The sequence below is a fragment of the Nocardia sp. NPDC050435 genome, from assembly GCF_040655395.1.
In the GTDB taxonomy this organism is placed as follows: domain Bacteria; phylum Actinomycetota; class Actinomycetes; order Mycobacteriales; family Mycobacteriaceae; genus Nocardia.
In genome coordinates this window covers 409002-433925 of record NZ_JBFAJW010000003.1, presented here as the reverse complement: position 1 = coordinate 433925, position 24924 = coordinate 409002, and the positions used below count along the sequence as shown (strand labels likewise).

The following is a 24924-nucleotide window of genomic DNA, read 5'->3' as shown; positions in this document are numbered from 1 at the left end:
GGACATGCCTGCTGGACACAAGGTCTCGATGCGAGAGCGATGGCCGTTTCTCGGGCAGCGGAGAATCCTCGGCTCTGCTCGGCGGCGGCCGACTACACCGGCGTGCAGACTACTTCTCGTAGCCGCTACCGCCGCCGGAGCTGTTCGAGCCGCCGGAGTTACTGGAGGACGAGCTGCTCGAGGAGGACGTGCCGGAGGAGGACGTGCCGGAAGACGAGCTGTTCGACGAGGTGCCCGAGGACGAGCTGCTGGAGGACGTGCCCGAGGACGAGCTGTTGGACGAGGTGCCCGAGGTGGTGTTGCTCATGCCCGAGGAGGTGTTGTTCGAGGAGGTGCCGGAGGTGGAGTCGCCGGAGTTGAGGCCACCCGAGGAGGTGCCGGAGTTGGTTCCGCTGGAGGACGTGCCGGTGCCGGTCGAGGAGTTGTTTCCGCCGGTGCCGGTGCCCGGTGAACTTGTGCCGGTGCCGGTGCCCGGCGAACTCGTACCTGTACCGGTGCCCGGCGAGCTCGTACCTGTGCCGGTGCCGGGAGTAGCCGTGCCGGGATCAGGTGTGCTCGTGCCGGTGCCCGGTGGGGTCGTCCCGGTGCCCGGCGTGCCGGTGCCGGGGGTGCCCGTGCCGGGCGTGGAGACGCCGGTGTCCGGAGGAGTCGTGGTGCCGGTGCCCGGTGTGGCGGGCTGGGGAGCGCTCGGGGCGGGGACCGCGGGCTGCTGGTCGGCGGGAAGACTGACGCTCGGGATGGGGTTGGCCGCGGGGGGCTGCTGGGCGGGCGGAACCGAAGGAGCGGGATTCGGGGCCGGCGCGGGAGCAGGCGCTGGGGCGGGCTTGCTGCGCACGAAGGGCAGCGGGTTGGTGAAGCGGGCCGGATTGGCGTAGAGCACGCCGGTCGCGGCGGGTAATCCGTTGTGCTGCTGTTGTTCCAGGCGCGATCGGGTGGACTCGGCGAGGGTCGGGCCCTGGGGTCTGGCGGCCGGATTACCGGTGTGGGCCACCGGTAATCCGGAGGGTAACCCGGCGGCGTAGCCGACCAGGGTGGCCTGCACGGATCTGCGCGGCACGCCCGTGGCCAGGCTGAGGTCGGTGAGCACGTCGCCGGTGGGCTCGTAGAGCAGGACGTCGCTGGAGGGGCCGATGTTCGGGAAGTACTCCAGCAGCGGCGACAGGTCCGGATCGACGCCGCCGCCGAAGACCGTCGCCGCGGACAGCGCCAGCGCGGAAGCGACTGCCGCGCTGGAGAACACGGCGACCCTGGGCGGATGATGGGCCCCCTCGGCGGGCGCGAAGACGCGCACCGCGAACTGGGCCGCGCCCGCGGCGACGACTTGGCCGGGATCGGCCGAAACCACCACCGGACGCCCCAATTCGGCCAGCGTGCGAGCGACCTCGCGGGGCCGGGCGGCGCCGCCGACGACCAGGATCCGATCGATGTCGGACAGCGTGCGGCCACTGCCGCGCACACACTGCCGGACCAGATCGAAGGACTTGCGAATATGCGCGGTGCGCAGCCCGTCCACGTCGCGCATGGACATCGACGACACCAGCCCGTCGGAGGTACTGCCGCGCGCGCAGCGGGCGATCCGCGCGCCGAGCGGCCGGCCGCCGAACTCGTAGGAGCGCAGCGGTTTTCCGATGATCGGATGGTTCTCCCAATCCGGGCCGACCCGGACCACGGCCACGTCCAGGCTGTTGCCGCCGAGGTCGTAGACCAGCACGAAACCGGGCTGCACGGGACCGTGCTCGCTCTCCAGCCATTCCGCGGCCGCGACCGGTTCCGGCACCAGCATGACCGCGCGGGCGCCGGCGAGATCGAGGGCTTGGCGCAGCAGCGCCACCTGTTTGTCGGAGTAGACGGCGGGATAGGTGGCCACCGCACCGGCGATCGGCTCGTCCGCGCCCGCGACCAGCCCGTTCACCACCGCCGCGATCAGGTTCGCGGGCGAGAACAGCCGCCCGCCGACCACGACCGACTCCGGGTCGTGCGCGAGGTCGGCGAAATCGCTGATGGCCGTGCTGAATTGGGGCATACCACTGCCCTGGGCCGCACCGACGCCGTCGAAGGTCACCGCGGTGCGCCGCGTGCGCACCACCGGACGCGGTCGCGCCGCGGTGACCGCGGCGGATACGGAGTTCACTGAACCGATGCTGAAACCCAGCACTGTAGTCATTCGCTATCCCGTCAACGCACCGTGACCACGTCCAGCACACAGTCGAACCATGTGGCCGCGGTCGTCTTCCAAACAGCTCCCACAGGTTAACTGGTGATGCGTCGTTTCGGAATCCGAATTGGTATGAAACGTTCGGGTTCCGGCCACTTTTGACCATACGTCCAGGTAGATCGGTCAAGGAAAAACAATCCAGCCCCCTGTACGCGGCGCAAAACACCTGGTGCGCACCAGCTTCCGCAAATCTGCAGCGATCGAAACAACGCGGCCGGTCGGATTTGAACGTGGCCGAATTCGGCAACCGCGACAACCCGGGCACCGCGCACCGACTAGTCGGTAACCGAGCAATAGCCTTTCTGGACTCGAGCCAGGGCGTCAGCGATACATGACGCGTCAAATGCAGAGTCCGTTTCCCGCCAGCACTGCCTCCCGCCGAGCGGTTGACTGATCTCAGCGACCAGCTCGACCGAGCCGGAATCGCGGATACGAGAAGGGATTACCAATGTCGACACGTTTCGCCGACAAGGTCGTACTCATCACCGGGGCCAGCTCGGGGGTGGGTCGCGCGGTGGCGCGGCGGGTGGCGGCCGAGGGCGCGGCGGTCGTGCTGGGCGCGCGAGGCAAGGACGCCGGCGAGCAGGTGGCCGCCGAGATCCGCGAGTCCGGCGGCCGGGCACTGTTCGTGCCCACCGACGTCACCGTCGAGGCCGACGTCGCCCGGCTCACCGAGGCGGCGGTCACCGAATACGGCCGGCTGGACGCGGCGTTCAACAACGCGGGCGCGATCATGGCCGCCGGACCGGTCTCCGCGGCCGACGCGGGCGGCGTCACCGCGCAGGGCTGGCAGGCCGACCTCGAACTCAACCTGACCAGCGTGTTCCTCGGTATGCGGCACCAGGTTCCGGCCATCCTCGCCGCCGGCGGCGGCGCCATCCTGAACAACGCCTCCAACCTGGGCGTGGTGGGCATGGGCACGGTGGCGCCCTACGTCGCCGCCAAGCACGGCGTGGTTGGCCTGACCAAGGCGGTGGCGCTGGAGACCGCCGCGCAGGGCATCCGGGTGAACGCGATCGCCTCGGGCGCGATCGACACCCCCGCCTTCCGCGCCTCGATGGGCGCGACGCCGGAGGGCGAGGCCGCCATCGCGGCGCTGCACCCGATCGGCCGGATCAGCCGTCCCGAGGAGATCGCGTCGTTCTGCGCGTACCTGCTCAGCGACGAGGCCAGCTTCATCACCGGCGCGGCGCTGTCCATCGACGGCGGCTTCACCGCCCGCTGACCGCCCCGGGTAGCACTGTCGCGCAGGGCAATCCAGCCCTGGCGCGACGGCACAGCCCGAAAAACGCACAACGCCCGGACCGCGGCCGCGGTCCGGGCGTTGTGACGGTCGCGGTTCAAGCGCGGCCGGGTGTCCTTCAAGTGCGAGCGAGCAAGCGCCGCAACGCACCCTGATTCTGTACCACTCCGCTCACCTTGGCCGCGGGCTGACGCGCGCGGATCAGGCGATCGAATTCCACTGCGCCACGGGCGGGTTGCCGCAGGCGACCGGCGTTGAAGTCGTCGGCCAGCTGCTGCACGGTCTGCTGCGCACACGACTTGTTGGTGCCGATGAAGCCGGTCGGGCCGCGCTTGATCCACCCGGTGACATAGGCGCCCGAGAAGACGGTGCCACCGGCCTGCTCGAGCACCCGGCCGTCCAGGTTCGGAATCACGTTGGCGCGCTCGTCGAACGGCAGCCCGGTCAGCGGCACACCGCGGTAGCCGACGGAAGCCAGCACCAGACCCGCTTCCAGCTCCTCGGTCGCACCGGTGGCCACCGCGCGCAGCACGCCCGCCTCGTCGGCGACCAGCTCGTTGCGCGCGACGCGCACACCGGTCACCCGCTCGGCGCCGAGAATCTCGGTGGGCGAGGCCAGATAACGGAAGACGATGCGCTTGCGCTTGCCGGCGGGGCGCGCCGCGACACCCTCGAGCAGCTTCAGCTTCTGCGCGACATGGAAGGGCAGTTCACCCTCCGGCTGCGGCAGCTCGCCGTCGATGACGATATCGACGTCGGAGCCGAGCAGGCCGACGAATTCCGGCACGGTGAAAGCGGATTCGGCCGGACCGCGGCGACCGAGGACGACGACCTCCTCGATCTTGCTCTCCCGCAACGCTCGCAGCGCGTACGGCGCGATATCGGTGTGCGCCAGCGCTTCCGGGTCCGCCGTGAGGATGCGCGCCACATCGAGCGCGACATTGCCGTTGCCGACGATGACCGCGCGCCGGTGCGAGAGATCGATGCTGTCGGCGGCGTGATCGGGATGCCCGTTGTACCAGGCCACGAAGTCGGTGGCGGAGGTGCTGCCGGGCAGCCCCTCACCGGGAATGCCCAGCTTCCGGTCGGCGGAGGCGCCGACGGCGTAGATCACCGCGTGGAAATGCTCCAGCAGTTCCTCGTGCGAAACATGCTTGCCCACTTCGACATTCAGGTACGAGCTGAATCCGGGCTGGGCCGAGATCACATCGAAGAGCCGGCTGACCTGGCGGGTGCGATCGTGATCCGGGGCGACGCCGTGCCGGGCCAGGCCGTAGGGCACCGGCAGCCGGTCGAACACGCTCACCGACACCTCGGGCTGGGTCAGCAGTTCGTCGGCGGCGTACATCGCCGACGGCCCGGAGCCGATGATCGCGACCCGCAGCGGCTCGCGCTCGGTCCGGATCTCCGGGGCGGGCACCGGGCGCGCCAGCAGCGGGCGCGGGCGCGCCTCCCGGTAGAAGTCGGCGTTGATCTCGATGAACGGCAGCTGCGCGTCGGTCAGCTTCTTCGACGAGGTGATCGCGTCGACCGGGCAGGCCGAGGCGCACGCGCCGCAGTCCACGCAGGCCTTCGGATCCACGTACAGCATCTCCGCGGTCCGGAAATCCGGCTCGTCGGGCGTGGGATGGATGCAGTTGACCGGGCAGGCGTAGACGCAGGACGCGTCGCTGCAACAGGATTGAGTGACGACGTAGGGCATCGACTCAGCCGGCCTTGACCACGCGCAGCGGCTCGGAACGGTAGCGGGTGGTGTGGCCGTCGATGTGCAGCAGCTTCCACACGCGCTTGGCGATCGGGTTCATCAGGCCGATGTCCTTGGCCAGGGTGCGCACGTCGCCGAAGAAGTCGCTGAACTCCTGCTTGGCTTCCTTGGTGCCGTAGAACAGTTCCTTGCGCACGTAGTCCGGAATGTCGAACTCGCGCCAGAACGAACGCGGCGGGGTGTAGATCGAGCGGCCCAGGATGAACATGATGATCGGCATCGCGAGCGAGAGCACGAACTTGGTGGGCGCGTTCTTCTCGGGCACGTGGATCTTCAGGAACTCGTGCGCGAAGGAGATGTGGCGCGCCTCCTCGGCGACGTGGATGGCCATCACACCGCGCATGATGGGGTGCACGTCCTCGCCGGAGCGCAGGATCGCCTTCTGGATGTGGTCGATCGGCTCTTCACCGGCCAGCACGGCCATGAAGAACAGGTTCGGGAACAGGGCGGCCACAGGGGCGCCGATGTACTTGAACTTGCGCACCAGCGGGCCCATGCCCGGCACGTCGATGCCGATCCGGTTCACCATCTCCTGGAACATCAGGGTGTGGTTGTGCTCCTCGATCATCTCGTGGGAGCAGTAGCGGAACTCGGGATCGCCGTTGGGCAGCCCGAAGGTGTGGGTGACCATGCCGCTGATCAGGATGGTCTCGAACTGCAGGCCGACCTTGGCGACGTTGGCCTGGCGGTACTTGCCGATGGCGATCTTCACGTCGTCGGGCTGGGCCAGGTACCAGGGGTGGCGGCCGAGCGTGTCACCGGACTTGGGCAGGATCCACCGCTCCTCGCCGGCGTCGGCGGCGAAGTCGGGATTGTCCCAATCGATATCCTCGAACGGGTCGAAGTGCTTGTTGACCGAACCTTCGGACAGCAACAGGAGCTTCGCTGCGTATTCCTGCGCCTTTTCCAGGTCGGGATCTACGGCGGGGGTAACGGCTCCGGACATCGTCGTCACTGCCTTCCTCAATGGGACCGATTTACTGTATCCCATAGTTACACCTACGGCGGGTCACGTCAACTGCGCCGTGGTGCGTTCCCCGGAGATACCCGGCGACGGCCGGTCGAAGCCGCCGCCGGACATCCGGATCAGCGGACCGCGAGGCCCGCGATCACCGCGTCCGCGGGCAGCGCGAACGCGAGGGCGACGCCGCCGGCGGACATACCCACCGCGGTCGCGGCTCTGGTCAGCCTGCGCCGGGTGCGCCGGGAGAACAGCAGCGCCCTGGTTGCACGGGAACGACGGCCCTCCGGCTCGGCCGCCGGGCTCCTGCGGTGCGCGCCGACCCGTTTGCCCGCCTGCGGCGGCTCCGGCTCCCCCGACGCCGCCCGCTGCGCGAGGAGCGCCGCGCCGTCGGCGATGGTGCGTTCGGGATCGGGCGCGACGATCACCGGCCGGGCGAGTTCCCCCGACAGCACCCGCGGCACCTCACCGGGCCGGGCCGCGCCGCCGACGACCAGGACGCAATCCACGTCGGCCATGGTCACGTCCGCCATCCGCAAGCAGCGGTAGACCAGCTCCAGCGAGGCGCGCACATGATCGGTGCGCAGTTCGTCGGCCGTCGCGCCGCGCACCGCGCCGGAGAGGGAGGCCGCGTGGCTGCCGTGGCCCGCCCGCGCGGCGACCAGCGACCCGAAGGCCCGGCCGCCGAAATCACCGGACCGCACCGGCACGCCCACCACCGGGTTCACCGGGCAGCCCGCGCCGACCCGGACCAGCGTCACATCGAGACCGGAGCCGCCCAGGTCGTAGACCAGGGCCAGACCGGGCATGAGCGGGCCGCGCTCGGCCTCCAGCCAGGCCGCCGCCGCGACCGGCTCGGCCACCAGCGCGACGCGATCGAGCCCGATCGCGTCCAGTGCGGCACGCAGCTCCCCGATATGGTGCTCGGTATAGCCGACCGGATGGGCCAGCGTGATGCCCGCGGTCACCGCCCGGGGATCGCGGCGTGCCTCGATGATCAGGCAATCCGCCACGGTGGCAACGAGATCCGCGGGCGTGAGCCGCCGATGGCCCACGCGCGCCGACGCGGCGGTGCGCTGACCGATGTCGGCGAAGTCGGTGATGGCGCGCCCGTGCCGGGGAATCATGCCGACGCGGGCCAGGCCGGTGCTGTCGAAGGTGAGGGTGGTGCGGCGGGTGCGGGCCGGGGCCCGCTCGGCTGGTCGGCGCCGCCCCGGCGGAGATTTGGCGGCTCGATCGTCGGCCAGCGCGGAAACCGTGTTGACCGTGCCAATGCTCAAACCGAGACCAACCGCCATCGCAATCCACCTGATCGCCGAGCCGAGTTGCTTCGAACTCCCTTCACGCAACCACCCCGCGACCCCGGTGCCAACCACCGGACAACCCATTGTCCGCTAGAGCACCGCAGTGAAACCGGTTGCACGCCAACCCGTTGCACCGGCCCTGACCTGCGCAAGGCCGCACAGATACCGCGCGGTCGGTGGATCTTGCTCTGGCGCGCCGGATTTCGGCGCGGATCGCCGCCGGGTTGCCGCCGGATCGCGCGGATTCCCAGCAACCGGGCGATACACGTTCTCGCGCCCCGGATCGTCCCCCAACGCTCCCCCGTCGCTTCCGGTCCGGCCGTCCGCACGACCGGACCGGAAGCGACGGCGGGAACGACTATTCGGCCAGCAGCGCCAACGTCAGGTGCGCGGCCTGCTCCTGCCATTTGGCGTACTCGACCGGAAAGGCGGACACCTGGGTCGCCTGCGCCGCCTCCCAGAGCGGCACCGACGAATAATTCGGCACCTTGTGCTCCAGGGCCGCCAGAAATGCCTCGGTGGCGTACACCGGATCGATCAATTGTTCCGGGGTGCCCCAGCCGGCCGAGGGCCGCTGTTGGAACAGCCCGAGCGAGTCGTAATCCACCGCCACGGTGAGATTTCGCAGCGTCGATTCCTGTAATGCGGTCGCCAGCGCCACCACCGCCGCGTAGGGCGGCATGCCGCGCCGCGCCACCACATCGACGATCCGGCGCGCATTGTGTAATTGTTCGGCATTCGGCACGAACCGCTGCTGCCTGCCGTGCACGCCGGTCGGCAGCAACTGCGCCAGCGTGAGGTCGGCATAGCGGTCCGGGCAAGCGATTTCGAGGACGCGGAGCACGGGTACGGCCACCGGCGCCGGCACCTCCAGACCCGCCCGGGCGGCAGCGGCGACGACCGTCGCCGAATTTGCCGCGAGAACGGCGATAGCACAGCAGAGCGCAGTAGAAACAAACACGGGTAGTCGTGTCGACATGGTCTCCATGCATTCTTTGCCGGCGCTGGAGCCTCATTCCGCATACATCTACCCGCGCACACGAAAAGGCTACGGCGAATGAATTGGAAGGTATTCAGTTGTGACTTTATTCGACCACAGTCGATAACCGGAACCGCTTATTTCTCGCGGCCTGTCGGAGAATCAGCTCGCGGGCAACTCCGGAATACGGGTGGCCCGGGCGTAGACGGTCTCGCCGTCGGACAGCCGCAGCGCCTCGGCATCGCCCCGAGTGACCTGGGCGGCGAACAGATCTCCGGTGGCGGCGTTGCGCAGTTCCACGCGCACTTCGAAGCCCAGCACCACCACGCGCTCCACGGTCGCGCGGGTGACGCCCGCCGACTCCGCGGTGCCCTCGTGCGCGGCCAGCGCCATGCTCGGGTCCCGGCCCACCCGAATATCGTGCGGGCGCACCAGATGTCCGTTGAGCCGGGCCACATCGCCGAGGAAGGACATGACGAATTCGTTGGCGGGACGGTCGTACACGTCCTCCGGGCTGCCCACCTGCTCGATCCGGCCCGCGTTCATCACCGCGATCCGGTCGGCCACGTCCAGCGCCTCCTCCTGGTCGTGGGTGACCAGCACGGTGGTCACATGGACCTCCTCGTGCAGGCGGCGCAGCCACTTGCGCAGGTCCGCGCGCACTTTCGCGTCCAGGGCGCCGAACGGCTCGTCCAGCAGCAGCACCTGCGGGTCCACCGCGAGCGCCCGCGCCAGGGCCATGCGCTGGCGCTGACCACCCGACAGCTGGGCCGGATAGCGATGCTGGAAACCGTCGAGCCCGACGATCTCGAGCAACTCGTCGACCTTCTTGGCGATCTCGGCCTTGGGGCGCTTGCGGATCTTCAGGCCGAAGGCGACATTGTCGCGCACCGTCATGTGCTTGAAGGCGGCGTAATGCTGGAAGACGAAACCGATGTCGCGCTTCTGCGGCGGCACGTGGGTGACGTCGTTGCCCGCGATGCTGACGATGCCGCCGTCCAGGGACTCCAGGCCCGCGATGGAGCGCAGCAGCGTCGACTTGCCCGAGCCGGAGGGCCCGAGCAGCGCGGTCAGCTCGCCCGCCGGGATCTCGATGCTGACATCGTTCAGAGCGGCGAAGGAACCATAGTTCTTGCGCGCGTTGGTCACGGTGATCACTTGGCGCCCCGCTTACGTTCGAGGAGGGTCATCAACAGCAGGGTCACGAGAGCGATTCCCATCAGCAGGGTCGCCGCGGAATACGCGCCGAAGGTGTTGTGGTCATTGATGTATCGGCCGTGCACCAGCAGGGTCAGCGTCTGCGACTTGCCGGGCAGCGCCGTGGACACCATGATCACCGCGCCGAATTCGCCGAGCGCGCGGGCCACGGTGAGGACCACGCCGTAGGTCAGGCCCCAGCGGATCGCGGGCAGGGTGATCCGCCAGAACGTCTGCCAGCCCGAGGCGCCCAGGGTCGCGGCGGCCTGCTCCTGATCGTCGCCGATCTCGTGCAGCACCGGCTCGACCTCGCGGACCACGAACGGCAGCGTCACGAAGATGGTCGCGATCACCATGCCGGGCAGGCCGAAAATCACCTTGAACCCGGCGTTTTCGATGCCGCCGAACCAGCCGTTGGCGCCCCACAGCAGAATCAGCGCGACACCCACGACCACCGGCGACACCGCGAAGGGCAGGTCGACGATGCCCTGCACCAGGGTGCGGCCGGGGAACCGGCCGCGGACCAGGGCCAGCGCGGTCACGATGCCGAACACCACGTTGACCGGCACCACGATCGCCACGATGATCAGCGAGAGGTGCAGCGCCGAGATCGCCGCCGGGGTGCTGATCGAATCGATGAACGCGCCCAGGCCCTCGCCGAAGGTGCGCCAGAGAATGATGATCAGCGGCAGCACGAGCAGGATGAACAGGTAGGCCAGCGCCACGGTGCGCAGCGTGATCTTGGTGGGCCAGGACAGATTCATCGCGCGGCCTGCTCTTTCCGGGCGCTGCGCTCGGCCCACAACCGCAGGCCGAGCAGCGCGACGAAGGAGATCAGCAGGAGCGCGACCGACACCGCGGCCGCGTTCACCGGACGGTCGATCTCGATCTGCTTCTGGATGTACTGCGAGGCCATCTCGGTCTCGCGCGGGATGGCGCCGCCGATCAGCACCACCGAGCCGTACTCGCCGATGGCGCGCGCGAAGGCCAGGCCACCGCCGCTGATGATGGCGGGCGCGAGGATCGGCAGCACGATCCGGCGGAACGTGGTCCAGTTGTTCGCGCCCAGCGAGAGCGCGGCCTGCTCGACCTCGCGATCGGCCTCGATGAGCACCGGCTGCACCGAACGCACCACGAAGGGCAGCGTCACGAAGGCCAGTGCCACCACCAGGCCGGGCTGGGTGGCGTTGAGGTGGATATCGATCGGGCTCTGCGGCCCGTACAGCGACAGCAGCACGATGCTGGCCACGATGGTGGGCAGCGCGAACGGCAGATCGATCAGGGCGTTGACGATGCCCTTGCCGGGGAACTCGTCGCGCACCAGCACCCAGGCGATCAGGGTGCCCATGAACACGTTGATGATCGCGACGATCACCGAGACGAACACGGTGATGCGCAGCGAGTCCAGCGCCGCCGGGGCGGTCACCGCGTCCCAGAAGCCCGACCAGCCGTCCTCGAAGGAGGTCACGGTGAGCGCGGCCAGGGGCAGCAGCACGATGACGCTGAGCCACAGCACGGCGGTCGCGATGCCGAGCGGACCGACCGAGCCGGTCACGCGCAGCCAGGACAAGAGGGGACGGCGCGCCGGGCCGGGGGCCGGTTTGTCGAGCTTTACCGAGCCACCGTCATCGGAGGTGTCTCCGACCTCGGTGGTTTTGCTGTCTGTCACAGTCGATCAGTATCCCGTGTCCTGGAAGCGGCGAAGAGGTGGCCCGTCGCGGATGTGCGCCGGACCACCTCCGCGGTCTCGCTACTTGGTGGCCTTGTCGTAGATCACCGCGACGGTGCCGGTGTTGGCCGTGAACAGGTCCTTGTCGACCTTCTTCCAGCCGCCGAGGTCATCGATGGTCCACAGCTTCTGCGGGGCCGGGAAGTCCTTGGCGAAATCGGCGGCGACCTTCGGGTCGACCGGGCGGAAGCCCGCCTCGGCCCAGGCCTTCTGACCGGCCGGGGTGAACAGGAAGTCACGGAAGGCGACGGCCTTCTCCGGGCTCTTGCTGTTCTTGAGCACGGCGACCGGGTTCTCGATCTTGAAGGTCTGCGGCGGGATCACGTGCTCGATCGGGTCGCCGTTGCGCTCGGAGAACAGCGCCTCGTTTTCGTAGCTCAGCAGCACGTCACCGGTGCCCTGCAGGAAGGTCTCGGTCGCTTCGCGGCCGGACTTCGGCTGCACCTTCACGTGCTCCTTGGAGATGAGCTGGCTCAGGTAGTCCAGGCCGGCCTGCGGGTTCTTGCCGCCCTCGGACTTGGCCGCGTACGGCGCGAGCAGGTTCCACTTGGCCGAACCGGAGCTGAACGGATTCGGGGTGACCACCTCGATGCCCGGCTTCAGCAGGTCGTCCCAGTCCTTGATGCCCTTCGGGTTGCCCTTGCGGACCACGATCGCCACGACCGAGCCGAACGGAATTCCCTTGGTGGCGTCGGCATTCCAGTTCGCGTCGACCAGGCCGGCGTCCACCAGGCGGGTGATGTCGGGCTCCACCGAGAAGTTGACGATATCGGCCTCGGCGCCGTCCTTGACCTTGCGGGACTGATCGCCCGAGGCGCCGTAGGAGGCGTTGACCGCGACGTTCTTGCCCTTCTCGGTCTTGTTGAACTCGGGCACGACCTTGTCGAAGCCCGGCTTGGGCACCGCGTACGCGTACAGGTTCAGCGTGCCACCGCTGCCGTCGGCGGCGGTGCCGCCCACGGTGTCGCTGGCTCCGCCACCGCACGCCGACAGCGCTACAGCCGCGAGCGTGGTGAGAGCGACGGCCGCATAACGGCGTCGCGAGCCGAACCAAGAGTTGCGAGACATCTCCGGTGAACCTTTCTGGGGACCGTCATGCCCGGTATCGGGGGTAATCATGACGGTAGAAGACGTGGAAATCGGTAGACCTGCCGCGGGGAGGCGGCAGTGGCGCGACTTCGGCCGAGCGGCCGTCGGGGTTCGGATCGGCCGCGAGGGCGCGCGCCGGTCTAACAGGCAGGGACGCGCGGCGAGATCCGGTCGCCGATCACCGACAGAGAATGTCCGCGACCGCGAGATTGCCGACCGCGATCAACGCCAGTTCATGGCGGACCTGCGGGACGACACTCGAAGACACAGGCAGACTGTAGCAGAGGCGCCCCGCGCCTTTGCAATCTCAATGATCACGGGGGTTTGAAACCGATGAACACCAGTCCGGACCGCATCCGTACCCGGCTGCCCGGCATCAGCACCCGCGCCTGGGAACATCCCGCAGACCGCACCGCCCTGGTGACGCTGCGTTCCCTGGCCGGATTCGACACCGTCCTGCGCACCCTGTCCGGGCTGCTCCAGGAACGCCAGCACCGCCTGCTCTACCTGGCCACCGCGGTCCGGGTCGACGAACGCCAGTTCCGCTCCCTGCACCAGTTGCGCGAGGACTGCGTCGAGATCCTCGACGCCCGCACCACACCCGAGATGTTCGTGCTGCAGAGCCCGCACGTGAACGCGCTGACCATCGGCATGGACCGGCCGTTCATCGTGCTCACCACCGGACTCATCGATCTGATGGACACCGAGGAGCTGCGGTTCGTGATCGGCCACGAACTCGGGCACGCGCTGTCCGGGCACGCGGTCTACCGCACCATGCTCATGCACCTGCTGCGCATCTCGGCCAACATCGGCTGGATGCCGGTGGGCGGCTGGGCTTTACGCGCGATCGTGGCCGCGCTCATGGAATGGAGCCGCAAGTCCGAGCTGTCCGGCGACCGGGCCGGGCTGCTGTGCGGACAGGACGTGGACGCCTCGGTCCGCGTGCACATGAAGACCGCGGGCGGCACCTGGGTCAAGGAGATGAACCACGGCGCGTTCCTGGCTCAGGCCGACGACTACGAGCGCTCCGGCGACCTGCGCGACGGCGTGCTCAAGCTGCTCAACCTGGAATTGCAGTCGCATCCGTTCTCGGTGCTGCGGGCCGCGGAGTTGCGGCGCTGGATCCAGTCCGGGGAGTACGACCGGATCGTCGGCGGGCACTACCCGCACCGCGACACCGACAAGAACGCGCGGATCAGCGACCAGATGAAGGAGGCGGCGCGCAACTACAAGCAGAACTTCGATCAGTCCGAGGATCCGCTGGTGCGCACGGTGCGCAACCTCGGCAAGGATGTCGGGTCCGCGGTGAACACCGTGGGCCAGGAGGTCGGCGACACCGTCAACAAGCTGGGCAAACGGCTCAGCGACTGGCGCAACGGCGGACCGTCTACCTCGTGAACAGCCAGGCGATGACCACGAGGACGAGCAGGGCGACCAGGGCGAGCTGAACGCGCGAGCGTGGCATCAGCGAACCCCGCTCTGCGCGTGCTCGAGCGCGGCGAGATCGGCCGGCACCCGCAACTCGGGGCCGGCCATTCGCAGTTCGGCGGTGTCGGCGGCCTGGGTGACGGCGGCGGCGCGGTTGCGGCCCAGCAGGGCCATGGCCGTGCGCACCGCGCGATCGAGCAGGTAGGCGATGGCGAAACTGATCGGCACCATGCCGACCAGCACCACGAGGAACTGCGGGATGAACGGCAATCCCGCGACCCACAGCTCGAAGCTGTCCCACCATCCTGCGATCCGCTGCACGTCGCCAGCCTAGTGGGCGATCCTGAGAGCCCGCCAATGGCGCGGACTCGGCCGTGCATGGCGAATTCCGCGCACACAGTGGACGGCCACCGCGGTGGCACCCAAGATGAAGGGTATGGCGTCTTCCGAGGAGAACGAACCCGCCGACCTGCCGGTGCCGACGGCGATGACCCAGCTGGGCCAGCACGGCAACTATCCGCCCATCGACGACTACGCGTTCCTCTCCGACTGCGAGACCACCTGCCTGATCGCCGCCAACGGCTCGGTCGAGTGGATGTGCGTGCCGCGCCCGGACGCGCCCAGCATCTTCGGCGCCGCGCTGGACCGCAGCGCGGGGCACTTCCGGATCGGGCCGGCCGGCGTCCGGGTGCCCGCGGCCCGGCGCTACCTGCCCGGCGGCATGATCCTGGAGACCACCTGGCAGACCGAGACCGGCTGGCTGATCGTGCGCGACGCCCTGGTGCTCGGCCCCTGGCACAACAACGACCAGCGCAGCCGGACGCATCGGCGCACGCCGATGGACTGGGACGCCGAGCACATGCTGCTGCGCACCGTGAAATGCGTGAACGGCACCGTCAACCTCGAGGTGAGCTGCGAGCCGGCCTTCGACTACCACCGGGCCACCGCGCACTGGGAGTACACGGGCAAGGTCTACGAGGAGGCCACCGCCGTCCGCAGTGACGATCCCAGCGCCGGACCGCACCTGGTGCTCACCACCGATCTGCGGCTGGGGCTGGAGGGGCGCGAGGCCCGCGCCCGCACCCGCATGACCGAGGGCGACGAGATATTCGTGGCGCTGACCTGGTCGGAGCTGCCCGCACCGCGCACCTACGCCGAGGCCGCGGAGAAGATGTGGTCGACCTCGGAGTTCTGGCGGCAATGGATCACCATGGGCAAGTTCCCGGACCACCCGTGGCGCCACTACCTGCAACGCAGCGCGCTCACCCTCAAGGGCCTGACCTACGCCCCGACCGGCGCGCTGATGGCCGCCGCCACCACCTCGCTGCCGGAAACCCCCGGCGGGGAACGCAATTGGGACTACCGCTACAGCTGGGTGCGTGACTCCAGCTTCGCCCTGTGGGGCCTCTACACCCTCGGGCTGGACCGCGAGGCCGACGATTTCTTCGCCTTCCTCAACGACGTCACCACCGACGACGACGGCAAACCCGTTCCGCTGCAGGTGCTCTACGGCATCGGCGGCGAGCGCGTCATCACCGAGACCACCCTGGACCACCTGCACGGCTACGACGGCGCCACGCCGGTGCGCATCGGCAACGGCGCCTACAACCAGGACCAGCACGACATCTGGGGCACCATGCTGGACGCGGTCTACCTGCACGTGAAATCGCGCCAGCAGGTGCCGGAAACGCTGTGGCCGATGCTGGAGCGGCAGGTGCACGCGGCCATCGCCAACTGGCAGAAACCCGACCGCGGTATCTGGGAGGTGCGCGGCGAACCCCAGCACTTCACCTCCTCGAAGGTGATGGCCTGGGTGGCGCTGGACCGCGGCGCGAAACTGGCCGAGCTGCACGGGCAGATGCGCCACGCCGCGGAGTGGTACACCATCGCCGAGGAGATCAAGGCCGACGTGCTCACGCACGGCGTCACCAGCCAGGGCGTGTTCACCCAGACCTACGGCGGCGACACCCTCGACGCCTCCCTGCTGCTGGTGGTGCTGCTGCGCTTTCTGCCGCCCGACGACCACCGGGTGCGCGCCACCGTGCTCGCCATCGCCGACCGGCTCACCGAGAACGGGCTGGTGCTGCGCTATCGCACCGAGACCACCGACGACGGATTGTCCGGCGCGGAAGGCACTTTCACCATCTGCTCGTTCTGGCTGGTGTCGGCGCTGGTGGAGATCGGCGAGCTGCCCCGGGCCAAGCAGCTGTGCCAGCGGCTGCTCGGCTACGCCAGCCCGCTGCGGCTCTACGCCGAGGAGATCGATGCCGCCAGCGGCCGCCATCTCGGCAACTTCCCGCAGGCCTTCACGCATCTGGCGCTGATCAACGCGGTCACGCACGTGATCCGCGCCGAGGAGTCACACGGGGCGGGCAACTTCCGGCCCGCCAATCAGCCCGGCTGACCGGCTCAGGCTTGGACCAGCGCCTCCGCGCGCTCCCGGATGCCGCGCAGCCCGGCCATCCGGGTATCGAGTTCGGCGATGCGCTCCTCGCGCCGGTCGCCGTACTTGCCGAAGGCCTCCTCGGCCGCGCGCAGCGACTCGTCGGCGGTGCGCATGGTGTCGCCGGCGATGTCGGTGAAGTGGTCGCGCAGGGCACGCTGCATGGTGCGCAAGCGATTTCGCGATTCCTTGCTCACCTGGAAGATCACATCGTCCATCAGGCGGGCGACCGCGACCTTGGCCTCGGCGCGGCGGCGCAGTTTGCGGTTCTTGCGGTCGTCCCAGAGCGCGTTCACGCCCAGCAGCACGCCCGCGCCGGCCGAATACCAGTTCACCAGCGACATGCCGAGCAGGCTGGTGGCCAGGCCGACCATCAGGATGCCGCCGTAGGAGCCGCGCAGACCCGAGAGCAGCTGCTGGGTCACACTGGCTTTCGCGCTGTCGAGCTGGTCCAGCGGCGCCACCGGCTCGAGCACCTCCCCCGGATTCTCCAGGCGCAGATCCGGCAGCTGCGGGGTGCGGTTGTCGGCCGGGAACTTCGCGGCGACCTGCTCGCACAGCTCCACCGACCGATAGTGCGCCATCACGAAGTTCTCTTCGACGGCCTCGCAGATGCGCGCGTCGAGTTCGGTGCCGAACTCCTTCCAGCCGCGCGCCGGATCGGTCTGGGCGATCTCGGCCTCGGCGTCGCGGACCAGGCTGCGCAGCCGATGTCTGAGATCGTGCTCGATATCGGCCATCAGCTCGGTGCTGCCGTCGACCAGGGTCACCTGCCAATTGGCGGTGCGCTGGCGCAGATCCTCGGCCAGATCCCGGGCCGCCAGCAGCTGCTCGGTGATCTCCTGGCGGCGGCGCGGATCGCGCAGCGCCGTCGCCTCGGAACGCACCGTGACCGCCAGATGATCGGTGACCAGCCGGATATCGCGCACGGCGGCCTCGATCGCCACGGCGTCCGCGCGCGAGACCACATAATCGCGCAGATGATCGATGAGCTGGGGCATGCCCGACTCGATATCGCGCTGGTAATCGCCGGAGCTCTCGGCCTGCTGGTGCAGCAGCGCCGAGACCGGCGCCACCGCGAAACCGAGATTCGCCGCGTCCAGCAGGTCGCGATTGCGCTGCTGCACATGCGACCACTGCGGGAACCGGTCGATCTTGTTGAGTACACAGATCACCGTCGGGCACAGCTGCTGGATCCGCTGCAGGTGCTCGAGCTGCGGGGGCGCGAGCTCGCGGCTGGCGTCCACCACGTACAGCACCGCGTCGGCGGCGGCGATCATCGACCACTTGGTGTGCTCGTCACCCGCCGCGCCCGGCGCGTCCATCACCACGATCCCGTCGGCCAGCAACGGGCTCGGCTCGGTGAACTCCGCCCGCACCACACCCTGCGCCGAGAGCGCCGGGCCGGGGTTCAGCGGGTCCACCGGCTGGCGTTCCACCCGGCCGTTGCCGTGCGACTTCACCAGATTCGCGGTGGCCTGCGGCCCGTATTCGACGATCACCGGCACGCTCAACGCCGAGTCGGTGGCGCTGACCGGCGCCCCGACCAGGCTGTTGACCAGGGTGCTCATTCCGTGCTTCGGCTCGCCCACCACGACCAGGCGCACGCGCGGGTCGGTGACCCGCGCGCGCACCATGCCCAAACGGCCCCCGAGATCGTCGCGGCCCGCGGCTCGGGCCATCTCCCGCAGTTCGTCCAGAATCCGGATGAGCGGGGCCATCGCGTCCGGGTGTTTCACCGTCGCGGCCTTCAGCCCTGCTGCGGCAGACAACCCTGCTCCTTACTCTCGACTCTTCGTTGAGCTGAACCCGTTTGGTACCCGCCCCGGCGGCTACACCAACGTGATGTCGGTCCCATCGTGGTGCGGCAGCGCCGGATCATGAGGCAGCAGCCCGCCCGACAGCCCCGAGGCGTACAGCAGGTGATCACTGTGCGTGGGGTACTGCACCTGGTAGTCGACGTTATCGCTGATCGGTTTCGGGTTCACCGTCACCGGCGGCTTCACGGGCGTGACCGGGGCCTGCGTCGGAACGTGCACCGACGGCGGATCCATGTCGACGGTCGGCGTCGGCGCGCTGTGCGACGGCTGCGAGGGCATCGAGACGGTCGGCACGTCCGCGGTCGTGGGCGTATCGGCGGTGGGCCGGGTGTGCGTCGGGTCCGCGGGCTTCGGCTGGGTCTGCGTCGGCTGCTGAGTGGTCGGCACGCTCGGCTTGGTCACGTCCGGATCGGTGCTCGGGGCCGGTTTCGTGGGCGCGGTCGGCGTCGTGGTGGCCCCGGGAATCTTGGTCGGGGTGCCGTCCACGTCGGTGCCCGGCAGCGTCACCGTCGAACCCGGGATCTTGGTGACCCCGCCGCTCGGATCCGGGGTCTTCACCGTGGTCGGATCGGTCGTCGCGCCGGTGCTGGGCGTCGGGATCGTGTTGGTGACCGTGGTCGGCGTCTTGGTGACCGGGTCGGTGCCCGGGTGCCCGGTGTCGGGCAGCTTCGGATCGAGCTTGCCCGGATGCGCGGGCTTCGGCGGATCGAACAGGGTGGGCGCCACCGCGGCCGGCGCGGTCAGCGGGGAACCGCCGTTCGGGCCGACCAGAACGTTCGCGATCGGCGTGCTCGCGGCCTCGGGCTGAATCGTGGTCTGCAACGGGGTCGCCACCACCGGCTGCACCGCGACGGGTGCGACGACGGCGGGCGCCATCGCGACCGGGGCCACGGCCGCGGGCGCGATGGGCGCGGGAGCGGCCGGGGCGGGCGCGGGCTGGGCGGCGGGCGCATGAGCGGGAGCCACGGCGGCCGGAGCCACCGGAGCCGGGGCGGGAGCCGCCAGGCCGGGCGCGGCCGGTTGCGCGGCGACCGGGGCCGGACCATGCGCGGCGCCGGTGCCGACACCCGAATTCGCCGTTCCGGCTTGCTCATTGGTGGTGCGGGCCGAGCCGGTGCCCGGGGCGGGCTTGGAATCCAGCCAATCCGAGAGCTGATCGAGCTGATCACCGACATTGGTGCCCGCGGCCGTCTTCACCGACAGCTCCGCGGACGCCTCCACCTTCGCGTTGGTGTAGAAGTACAGACCGTCCTGCTCGTTGATGCCGAAATCGACGGTGAACTCGGTGTGCAGCGCCGCCTCGGCATCGATACCGAGGAACACGCCGAACTCCGAACCGCCGCCGACGCCGTCGAACAGACTGCCGTCGCCGAACCCGCTGCCGACGTCCCAGGGGTTGCCGTCGAGCAGCCCGCCGGGATCGAAGTAGTCGCCGACGCCCGGGTCGAAGCCGCTGCCCGCGTCGCGATCGGGCGTCTCGGCGGTGGCGTCGCCCGCGGTGGGAATCTTGGGCAGGTCGAAGAAGTTGGCGCCGCCGAAGGCTTGGGTGCCCGGAATGGCGAAAGGATTGCCGTGCCCGGGCAGCGTGTGTCCGGGCAGCGCGCCGCCGAGCATCTCACTCGGGCCTTCCAGCCAATCCAGCTCGCTGGGCGCGGTGGGGCCGACCGTGGTCTCGGTCTCCAGCCACTCCGGCTCGGTCGGGACGTCGGTGCCGTACCAGCCCGGGGTGTAGGCATCGCCCGGCTGCCAGGAGGCCCGGCTGTCGGTGTCCATCCAGTTCGGTTGCGCCGGAGCCTGTTCCAGCGGGCCGGGCGCGGGCGGTAGCTGCTGCGACGGGACGGGCGCGGGCTCGTCCCAGTTCGGCTCCGGGTCCGGAAAGGTGACCACCGGGCTCGGCACATCGGGGTCCGGATCCGGGTCGCTGTCGTAGGCCCAGCCGGAGTTGAAACTGTCCAGGCGCGCGTCACCCGGACGCGCGGGCACACCGCCGCCGTTGGACGCGATCAGGGCGCCGCCGGTGACGTAGGCGCCGGCGCGCGCCACCCGCGCCACACCGGTCGCCACGCGATAGGCGGTATCGCTCGCAGCCTCGTCCACTTCGGTGTCGTCAGTGCCGTCGAAGGGCAGGTCACGCGTCATGCAAGGCTCCACATCTAGGTTCCAGCATCCTCACCACACCGGGCCCCGACCGAGTGAAGATCACTACGAGGATATTTGTGCAGAACCCAACTGTCACATCCTCCAAGAAGATCGAAGACGCGACCGTGACGAGCACCATAACCCTGCCATCCGGAAAACCGACCGACAAGCCCCTTCTTCGGGGGCAACCGCCGACCGCGACCAGGCCGGATGGCAGGATCCGCGCTACTTCTTCGGCTTGTCCGACGCGGCGTCGGAGGACAGCGCGGCGACGAACGCTTCCTGCGGCACCTCGACGCGGCCGATGGTCTTCATCCGCTTCTTGCCTTCCTTCTGCTTCTCCAGCAGCTTGCGCTTACGGCTGATGTCGCCGCCGTAGCACTTGGCGAGCACGTCCTTGCGGATGGCGCGGATGTTCTCGCGGGCAATGATCTTGGAACCGATCGCGGCCTGGATCGGCACCTCGAACTGCTGGCGCGGGATCAATTCGCGCAGCTTGGTGGTCATCTTGTTGCCGTAGGGCTGGGCCGCGTCCTTGTGCACGATCGCACTGAACGCGTCCACGGCCTCACCCTGCAACAGGATGTCCACCTTCACCAGCGCCGAAGCCTGCTCGCCGGCCTCTTCGTAATCGAGGCTGGCGTAGCCGCGGGTGCGCGACTTCAGCGAATCGAAGAAGTCGAAGATGATCTCCGCCATCGGCAGCATGTAGCGCATCTCGACCCGGGTCTCGGACAGGTAGTCCATGCCGAGCAGTTCGCCGCGCCGCGCCTGGCACAACTCCATGATCGTGCCGATGAATTCGCTCGGCGCGATGACGGTGCACTTGGTGACCGGCTCGAAAGCCTGGCGCACCTTGCCTTCCGGCCAGTACGAGGGATTGGTGACGACGTGCTCTTTGCCGTCTTCCATCTCCACGCGGTAGATCACGTTGGGCGCGGTGGAGATCAGGTCCAGGCCGAACTCGCGTTCCAGGCGCTCGCGGGTGATCTCCATGTGCAGCAGACCGAGGAAGCCGCACCGGAATCCGAAGCCCAGCGCCACCGACGTCTCCGGGACGTAGGTCAGCGCGGCGTCGTTGAGCTGCAACTTGTCCAGTGCGTCACGCAGATTCGGGTAATCCGAGCCGTCGACCGGGTACAGGCCCGAGTAGACCATCGGCCGCGGCTCCTGATAGCCGGCCAGCGGCTGCGGCGCGGCGTCGCGGGCGGTGGTCACGGTGTCACCGACCTTGGACTGCCGCACGTCCTTCACGCCGGTGATCAGGTAGCCGACCTCGCCGACGCCGAGCCCCTGCGTGGGCTTGGGCTCGGGCGAGACGATGCCGATCTCCAGCAGTTCGTGCTGCGCGCCGGTGGACATCATCTTGATCTTCTGGCGCGGAGTCAGCTTGCCGTCCACCACACGCACGTAGGTGACCACGCCGCGGTAGGTGTCGTAGACCGAGTCGAAGATCAGGGCGCGCGCGGGCGCGTCGGCCGCGCCGACCGGCGGCGGCACCTGCTCGATCACCCGGTCCAGCAGTTCGGCCACGCCGACGCCGGTCTTGCCCGAAACCCGCAGCACGTCATCGGCTTCGCAGCCGACGATGTGGGCGATCTCGGCGGCGTAGCGATCCGGGTCGGCGGCCGGCAGGTCGATCTTGTTGAGCACCGGGATGATCGTCAGATCGCGTTCCATCGCCAGGTACAGATTGGCCAGCGTCTGCGCCTCGATGCCCTGGGCGGCGTCCACCAGCAGGATCGCGCCTTCACAGGCCTCCAGGGCGCGCGACACCTCGTAGGTGAAGTCGACGTGGCCGGGAGTGTCGATCATGTGCAGCACGTAGTCGGCGCCGTCCACCTGCCACGGCAGCCGGACGTTCTGCGCCTTGATGGTGATGCCGCGCTCGCGCTCGATATCCATCCGGTCCAGGTACTGGGCGCGCATGGCCCGCTCCTCGACCACACCGGTGAGCTGCAGCATCCGATCGGCCAGCGTCGACTTGCCGTGGTCGATATGGGCGATGATGCAGAAGTTCCGGATCCGGGACGGGTCGGTGAACGTCGTGTCGGCGAAGCTGGCGGGCACTCCACTCCTCATGGGTATCGGCAAACTAGCCCCTATCGTCCCATGGGCACACGGTGCCGAATGCCACTGGTGCGCCGTAGCGCAGGTCACAGCCCGGACCGCTGGACCCGGCGCTGGTCAGCGGCCTCGGCAATCCCCCCACGGCGCAACACATTCCGCGCGGATGAGAACAACGCGGCCCGCCGTTACCATGCGTGGATGGCCCGAACTTGGAACACGATCGGCAAGCAGCTCGGCTTAATCGCCAAAGCGCAGGGCCCGAAGATCGTCAAGAAGCGCGGTCGGCGCGGCCCCGACCTCGCCGGACGCCCGGCCGCGTCCGTCCCCGTGCCCACCGCGCACCGCGCCCGGCAGATCGTCTACAGCCCGCAGCTGGACGGTCGCGCCGACCCCGGCGAAATCGTGTGGACCTGGGTGCCCTACGAGGAGGACCCGAACAACGGCAAGGACCGCCCCGTGCTCGTCGTCGGGCGCGACCGCGACACCCTGCTCGGCCTCATGCTCTCCTCGAACGCCGAACGCGCCCACGACGACAACTGGATCGGTATCGGCAGCGGCAGCTGGGATCACGAGGGCCGGCCCAGCTGGGTCCGGCTGGACCGGGTGCTGGACGTGCCGGAGGCGGGCATCCGCCGCGAAGGGGCGATCGTGCCGCGCAAGAGCTTCGACCTCGTCGCACACCGGCTGGTCATCGACTACAACTGGTGCTGACACAGCTCGACCCCGATCCGGGCCGGATCGGGGTCGAGGACTGTCAGCTCAGGCGGCCAGCTGCTCGCGGGTGCCGCGACCGAAGATCATCGCGTACACCAGCGCGCCGAGCACGCCGCCGATCAGCGGGAACAGCACGAACGCCCAGACCTGGCCGGGTGCGCCGTCCTGGTACCAGGCGACCGCGAGGCTGCGGGCCGGGTTCACCGAGGTGCCGTCCACCGGGATCGCGATCAGGTGGATGACCGCCAGCGTGACGCCGATCGACAGGCCGGCCAGCGGCGCGTCGGAGATCTGGTCGGTCGAGGCCAGGACCACGAAGACCAGCAGCGCGGTCAGCATCACCTCGATGATGATCATCGCGGCCACGCCGTACCCGTTCTGGATGACGACCTCGCCCAGCGGACCGGTCTGCGCCGAGGGACTGTGCGGGCCCCAGCCGTTGGCGCCCAGGCCGTCGATGCTGCGGTCGTAGCTGGGCAGGTTCTTGGCCAGGGCGAACAGCACCAGGCCGGCCAGCAGGCCGCCGACCACCTGGGAGATCCAGTAGCCGACCGCGGTGCGCACCGGTAGTCGGCCCATGAGCAACTGCCCCAGGGTGACGGCCGGGTTGACGTGGCAGCCCGAGATCGGCCCGATCGCGTACACCAGGAACATCAGCGTCAGGCCGAAGGCCAGCGCGACGCCCAGGGCCCCGACCCGCTCGCCCGCCAGCACCGCCGTGCCGACGCCACCGATCACCAGGATGAACGTGCCGAGCGCTTCGGCCGCGAACTTCTTGCTCTCCGGGATCTCCACAAATCCCTCCGGGACCTGCGGGTAGATCTGGCCGGGGCCGTCGGATTCGACGACCTCCTCGATCACAACTTCCCGTTCCGCGTCAGACATCTGCCACACCTTCCGCCGTTCAGAGCTATGGAGGGACGAGATACCGCTGAAGAACGCCGCGCCGGTACGCGGCACGCCTTGTGGCCGAACCTACCGGCGCAACGGGACGAATCCGCGGAGATCGAGCACCGATTTCGTGCCCTGACGGGTGACTGGTACCCTTGACCTTCGGCGTTGCGTTACCGGAAAACTCCGGGTGTGTCGCACGCGAACGACTTTTCCAGCACAGACCCCCAGCGAAGGAACACGAGGAAACAGGCGTGGCCAACATCAAGTCCCAGATGAAGCGGATCCGTACCAACGAAGCCGCTCGCAAGCGCAACCAGTCGGTCAAGTCCGCACTGCGCACCGCGATCCGCAGCTTCCGCGAGGCCGCCGCCTCCGGCGACAAGGAAGCCGCCACCGCGCGTCTGCAGGCTGCCAGCAAGAAGCTGGACAAGGCCGCCTCCAAGGGCGTCATCCACGCCAACCAGGCCGCCAACAAGAAGTCGGCTCTGGCCCTCGCGCTGAACAAGATCTGATTTCCCGGCAGCGCGCGCTGCCGCCCATGCATGAGACGTAGCCGCCGTGGCTTTGATGACCACGGCGGCTTTTGTCGTGCTCAGAGCATGATTTTCCAGTTCACCCGATAGTTGCCGGCTTGTCGGTGGGTGCGGCTACCATTCCGCCCATGGTTACCGTGTACGCGAATCAGACTGTGGTCAGGGCCGAGGATCTGCCGGAGGTGATTCGGGCGGCCGAGGTGCTGGGCATCGGCATCAAGATCGAGAACGTGCTGGTCCCGGATGAGGATGGCGTCCAGTCCCTGGAGTGGATCGTCACCCGGGAAGAGGATGTCCCGGCGTATGAGGAGTGGGAAGGCCGGTACGAGGAGTCCGATGAGGACGAGGAGCCGGTTTTCGCCGCGGCGGCGGGCGAGTAGCTCCGTTGGTCTCGCCGGGTG

General features: G+C 68.9%; 21 protein-coding genes. 6 read left to right on the top strand and 15 right to left on the bottom strand.

Annotated features, from left to right (window positions below):
* Positions 1–109: 109 nt before the first annotated feature.
* Positions 110–2131 carry an Hsp70 family protein gene (locus AB0I43_RS10435; RefSeq protein WP_357431775.1) on the bottom strand — a complete coding sequence of 674 codons (2022 nt, stop codon included), beginning with the start codon at positions 2129–2131 and terminating at the stop codon, positions 110–112.
* A 532-nt stretch (positions 2132–2663) separates the two neighbouring features.
* Here AB0I43_RS10435 and AB0I43_RS10430 point away from each other — a divergent pair.
* Positions 2664–3440, top strand: a complete 777-nt coding sequence (locus tag AB0I43_RS10430) for a glucose 1-dehydrogenase (RefSeq protein WP_357431773.1) — start codon at positions 2664–2666, stop codon at positions 3438–3440.
* 136 nt (positions 3441–3576) lie between these two features.
* On the opposite strand, the gene AB0I43_RS10425 is transcribed toward AB0I43_RS10430, so the two are convergent.
* From AB0I43_RS10425 to AB0I43_RS10385, 9 genes are all read right to left on the bottom strand, one after another.
* Positions 3577–5160, bottom strand: coding sequence for an FAD-dependent oxidoreductase (locus AB0I43_RS10425; RefSeq protein ID WP_357431771.1), 1584 nt, complete (start codon positions 5158–5160; stop codon positions 3577–3579).
* A gap of 4 nt (positions 5161–5164) precedes the next feature.
* Positions 5165–6169 carry a diiron oxygenase gene (locus tag AB0I43_RS10420; RefSeq protein WP_356971424.1) on the bottom strand — a complete coding sequence of 335 codons (1005 nt, stop codon included), beginning with the start codon at positions 6167–6169 and terminating at the stop codon, positions 5165–5167.
* A 140-nt stretch (positions 6170–6309) separates the two neighbouring features.
* A complete protein-coding gene (locus tag AB0I43_RS10415; protein ID WP_357431769.1) occupies positions 6310–7482 on the bottom strand; it encodes an Hsp70 family protein in 1173 nt (390 codons plus the stop codon).
* 364 nt (positions 7483–7846) lie between these two features.
* Positions 7847–8344, bottom strand: a complete 498-nt coding sequence (locus AB0I43_RS10410; RefSeq protein ID WP_357431767.1) for a hypothetical protein — start codon at positions 8342–8344, stop codon at positions 7847–7849.
* Between the two features lie 285 nt (positions 8345–8629).
* Positions 8630–9625: a sulfate ABC transporter ATP-binding protein gene (locus AB0I43_RS10405; protein ID WP_356970956.1), complete on the bottom strand. Its 996-nt coding sequence runs from the start codon at positions 9623–9625 to the stop codon at positions 8630–8632.
* A complete protein-coding gene (gene cysW, locus AB0I43_RS10400; RefSeq protein ID WP_356970957.1) occupies positions 9622–10428 on the bottom strand; it encodes a sulfate ABC transporter permease subunit CysW in 807 nt (268 codons plus the stop codon). Before cysW ends, AB0I43_RS10405 begins: the two co-directional genes overlap by 4 nt.
* Positions 10425–11234: a sulfate ABC transporter permease subunit CysT gene (gene cysT / locus AB0I43_RS10395; protein ID WP_356971425.1), complete on the bottom strand. Its 810-nt coding sequence runs from the start codon at positions 11232–11234 to the stop codon at positions 10425–10427. Before cysT ends, cysW begins: the two co-directional genes overlap by 4 nt.
* A 180-nt stretch (positions 11235–11414) precedes the next feature.
* Entirely contained in the window at positions 11415–12461 is a 1047-nt protein-coding gene (locus AB0I43_RS10390; protein ID WP_357431765.1) for a sulfate ABC transporter substrate-binding protein, read from the bottom strand.
* A gap of 199 nt (positions 12462–12660) precedes the next feature.
* Positions 12661–12750 carry an Ms4533A family Cys-rich leader peptide gene (locus tag AB0I43_RS10385; protein ID WP_356970960.1) on the bottom strand — a complete coding sequence of 30 codons (90 nt, stop codon included), beginning with the start codon at positions 12748–12750 and terminating at the stop codon, positions 12661–12663.
* 65 nt (positions 12751–12815) lie between these two features.
* On the opposite strand from AB0I43_RS10385, the gene AB0I43_RS10380 reads away from it, so the two are divergent.
* Positions 12816–13880, top strand: a complete 1065-nt coding sequence (locus AB0I43_RS10380; RefSeq protein WP_356970962.1) for a M48 family metallopeptidase — start codon at positions 12816–12818, stop codon at positions 13878–13880.
* Positions 13881–13946: 66 nt separating this feature from the next.
* Here AB0I43_RS10380 and AB0I43_RS10375 read toward each other — a convergent pair whose 3' ends face one another.
* The gene (locus AB0I43_RS10375) at positions 13947–14231 is read right to left on the bottom strand and encodes a hypothetical protein (protein ID WP_356970964.1); all 285 of its coding nucleotides are present in this window, start codon (positions 14229–14231) and stop codon (positions 13947–13949) included.
* Positions 14232–14397: 166 nt separating this feature from the next.
* Between AB0I43_RS10375 and AB0I43_RS10370 the strand changes: the two genes are divergently transcribed.
* Positions 14398–16314, top strand: coding sequence for a glycoside hydrolase family 15 protein (locus tag AB0I43_RS10370; protein WP_356971426.1), 1917 nt, complete (start codon positions 14398–14400; stop codon positions 16312–16314).
* Positions 16315–16319: 5 nt separating this feature from the next.
* Here AB0I43_RS10370 and AB0I43_RS10365 read toward each other — a convergent pair whose 3' ends face one another.
* From AB0I43_RS10365 to lepA, 3 genes are all read right to left on the bottom strand, one after another.
* Positions 16320–18125, bottom strand: coding sequence for a GTP-binding protein (locus AB0I43_RS10365; protein WP_356970965.1), 1806 nt, complete (start codon positions 18123–18125; stop codon positions 16320–16322).
* 60 nt (positions 18126–18185) lie between these two features.
* Positions 18186–20312 (bottom strand): hypothetical protein, encoded by a 2127-nt coding sequence (locus tag AB0I43_RS10360; RefSeq protein ID WP_357431763.1) that lies wholly within the window; start codon positions 20310–20312, stop codon positions 18186–18188.
* A 225-nt stretch (positions 20313–20537) separates the two neighbouring features.
* Positions 20538–22394, bottom strand: a complete 1857-nt coding sequence (gene lepA / locus AB0I43_RS10355) for a translation elongation factor 4 (RefSeq protein WP_357431761.1) — start codon at positions 22392–22394, stop codon at positions 20538–20540.
* 186 nt (positions 22395–22580) lie between these two features.
* Between lepA and AB0I43_RS10350 the strand changes: the two genes are divergently transcribed.
* A complete protein-coding gene (locus AB0I43_RS10350) occupies positions 22581–23093 on the top strand; it encodes a type II toxin-antitoxin system PemK/MazF family toxin (RefSeq protein ID WP_357431759.1) in 513 nt (170 codons plus the stop codon).
* Positions 23094–23141: 48 nt separating this feature from the next.
* Here the strand turns inward: AB0I43_RS10350 and AB0I43_RS10345 are convergent, their stop codons facing one another.
* Positions 23142–23981, bottom strand: coding sequence for an aquaporin (locus AB0I43_RS10345; RefSeq protein ID WP_356970969.1), 840 nt, complete (start codon positions 23979–23981; stop codon positions 23142–23144).
* Between the two features lie 260 nt (positions 23982–24241).
* On the opposite strand from AB0I43_RS10345, the gene rpsT reads away from it, so the two are divergent.
* Positions 24242–24502: a 30S ribosomal protein S20 gene (rpsT, locus tag AB0I43_RS10340; protein WP_356970971.1), complete on the top strand. Its 261-nt coding sequence runs from the start codon at positions 24242–24244 to the stop codon at positions 24500–24502.
* Positions 24503–24651: 149 nt separating this feature from the next.
* Positions 24652–24903 (top strand): hypothetical protein, encoded by a 252-nt coding sequence (locus AB0I43_RS10335; protein ID WP_356970972.1) that lies wholly within the window; start codon positions 24652–24654, stop codon positions 24901–24903.
* Positions 24904–24924 lie beyond the last annotated feature (21 nt).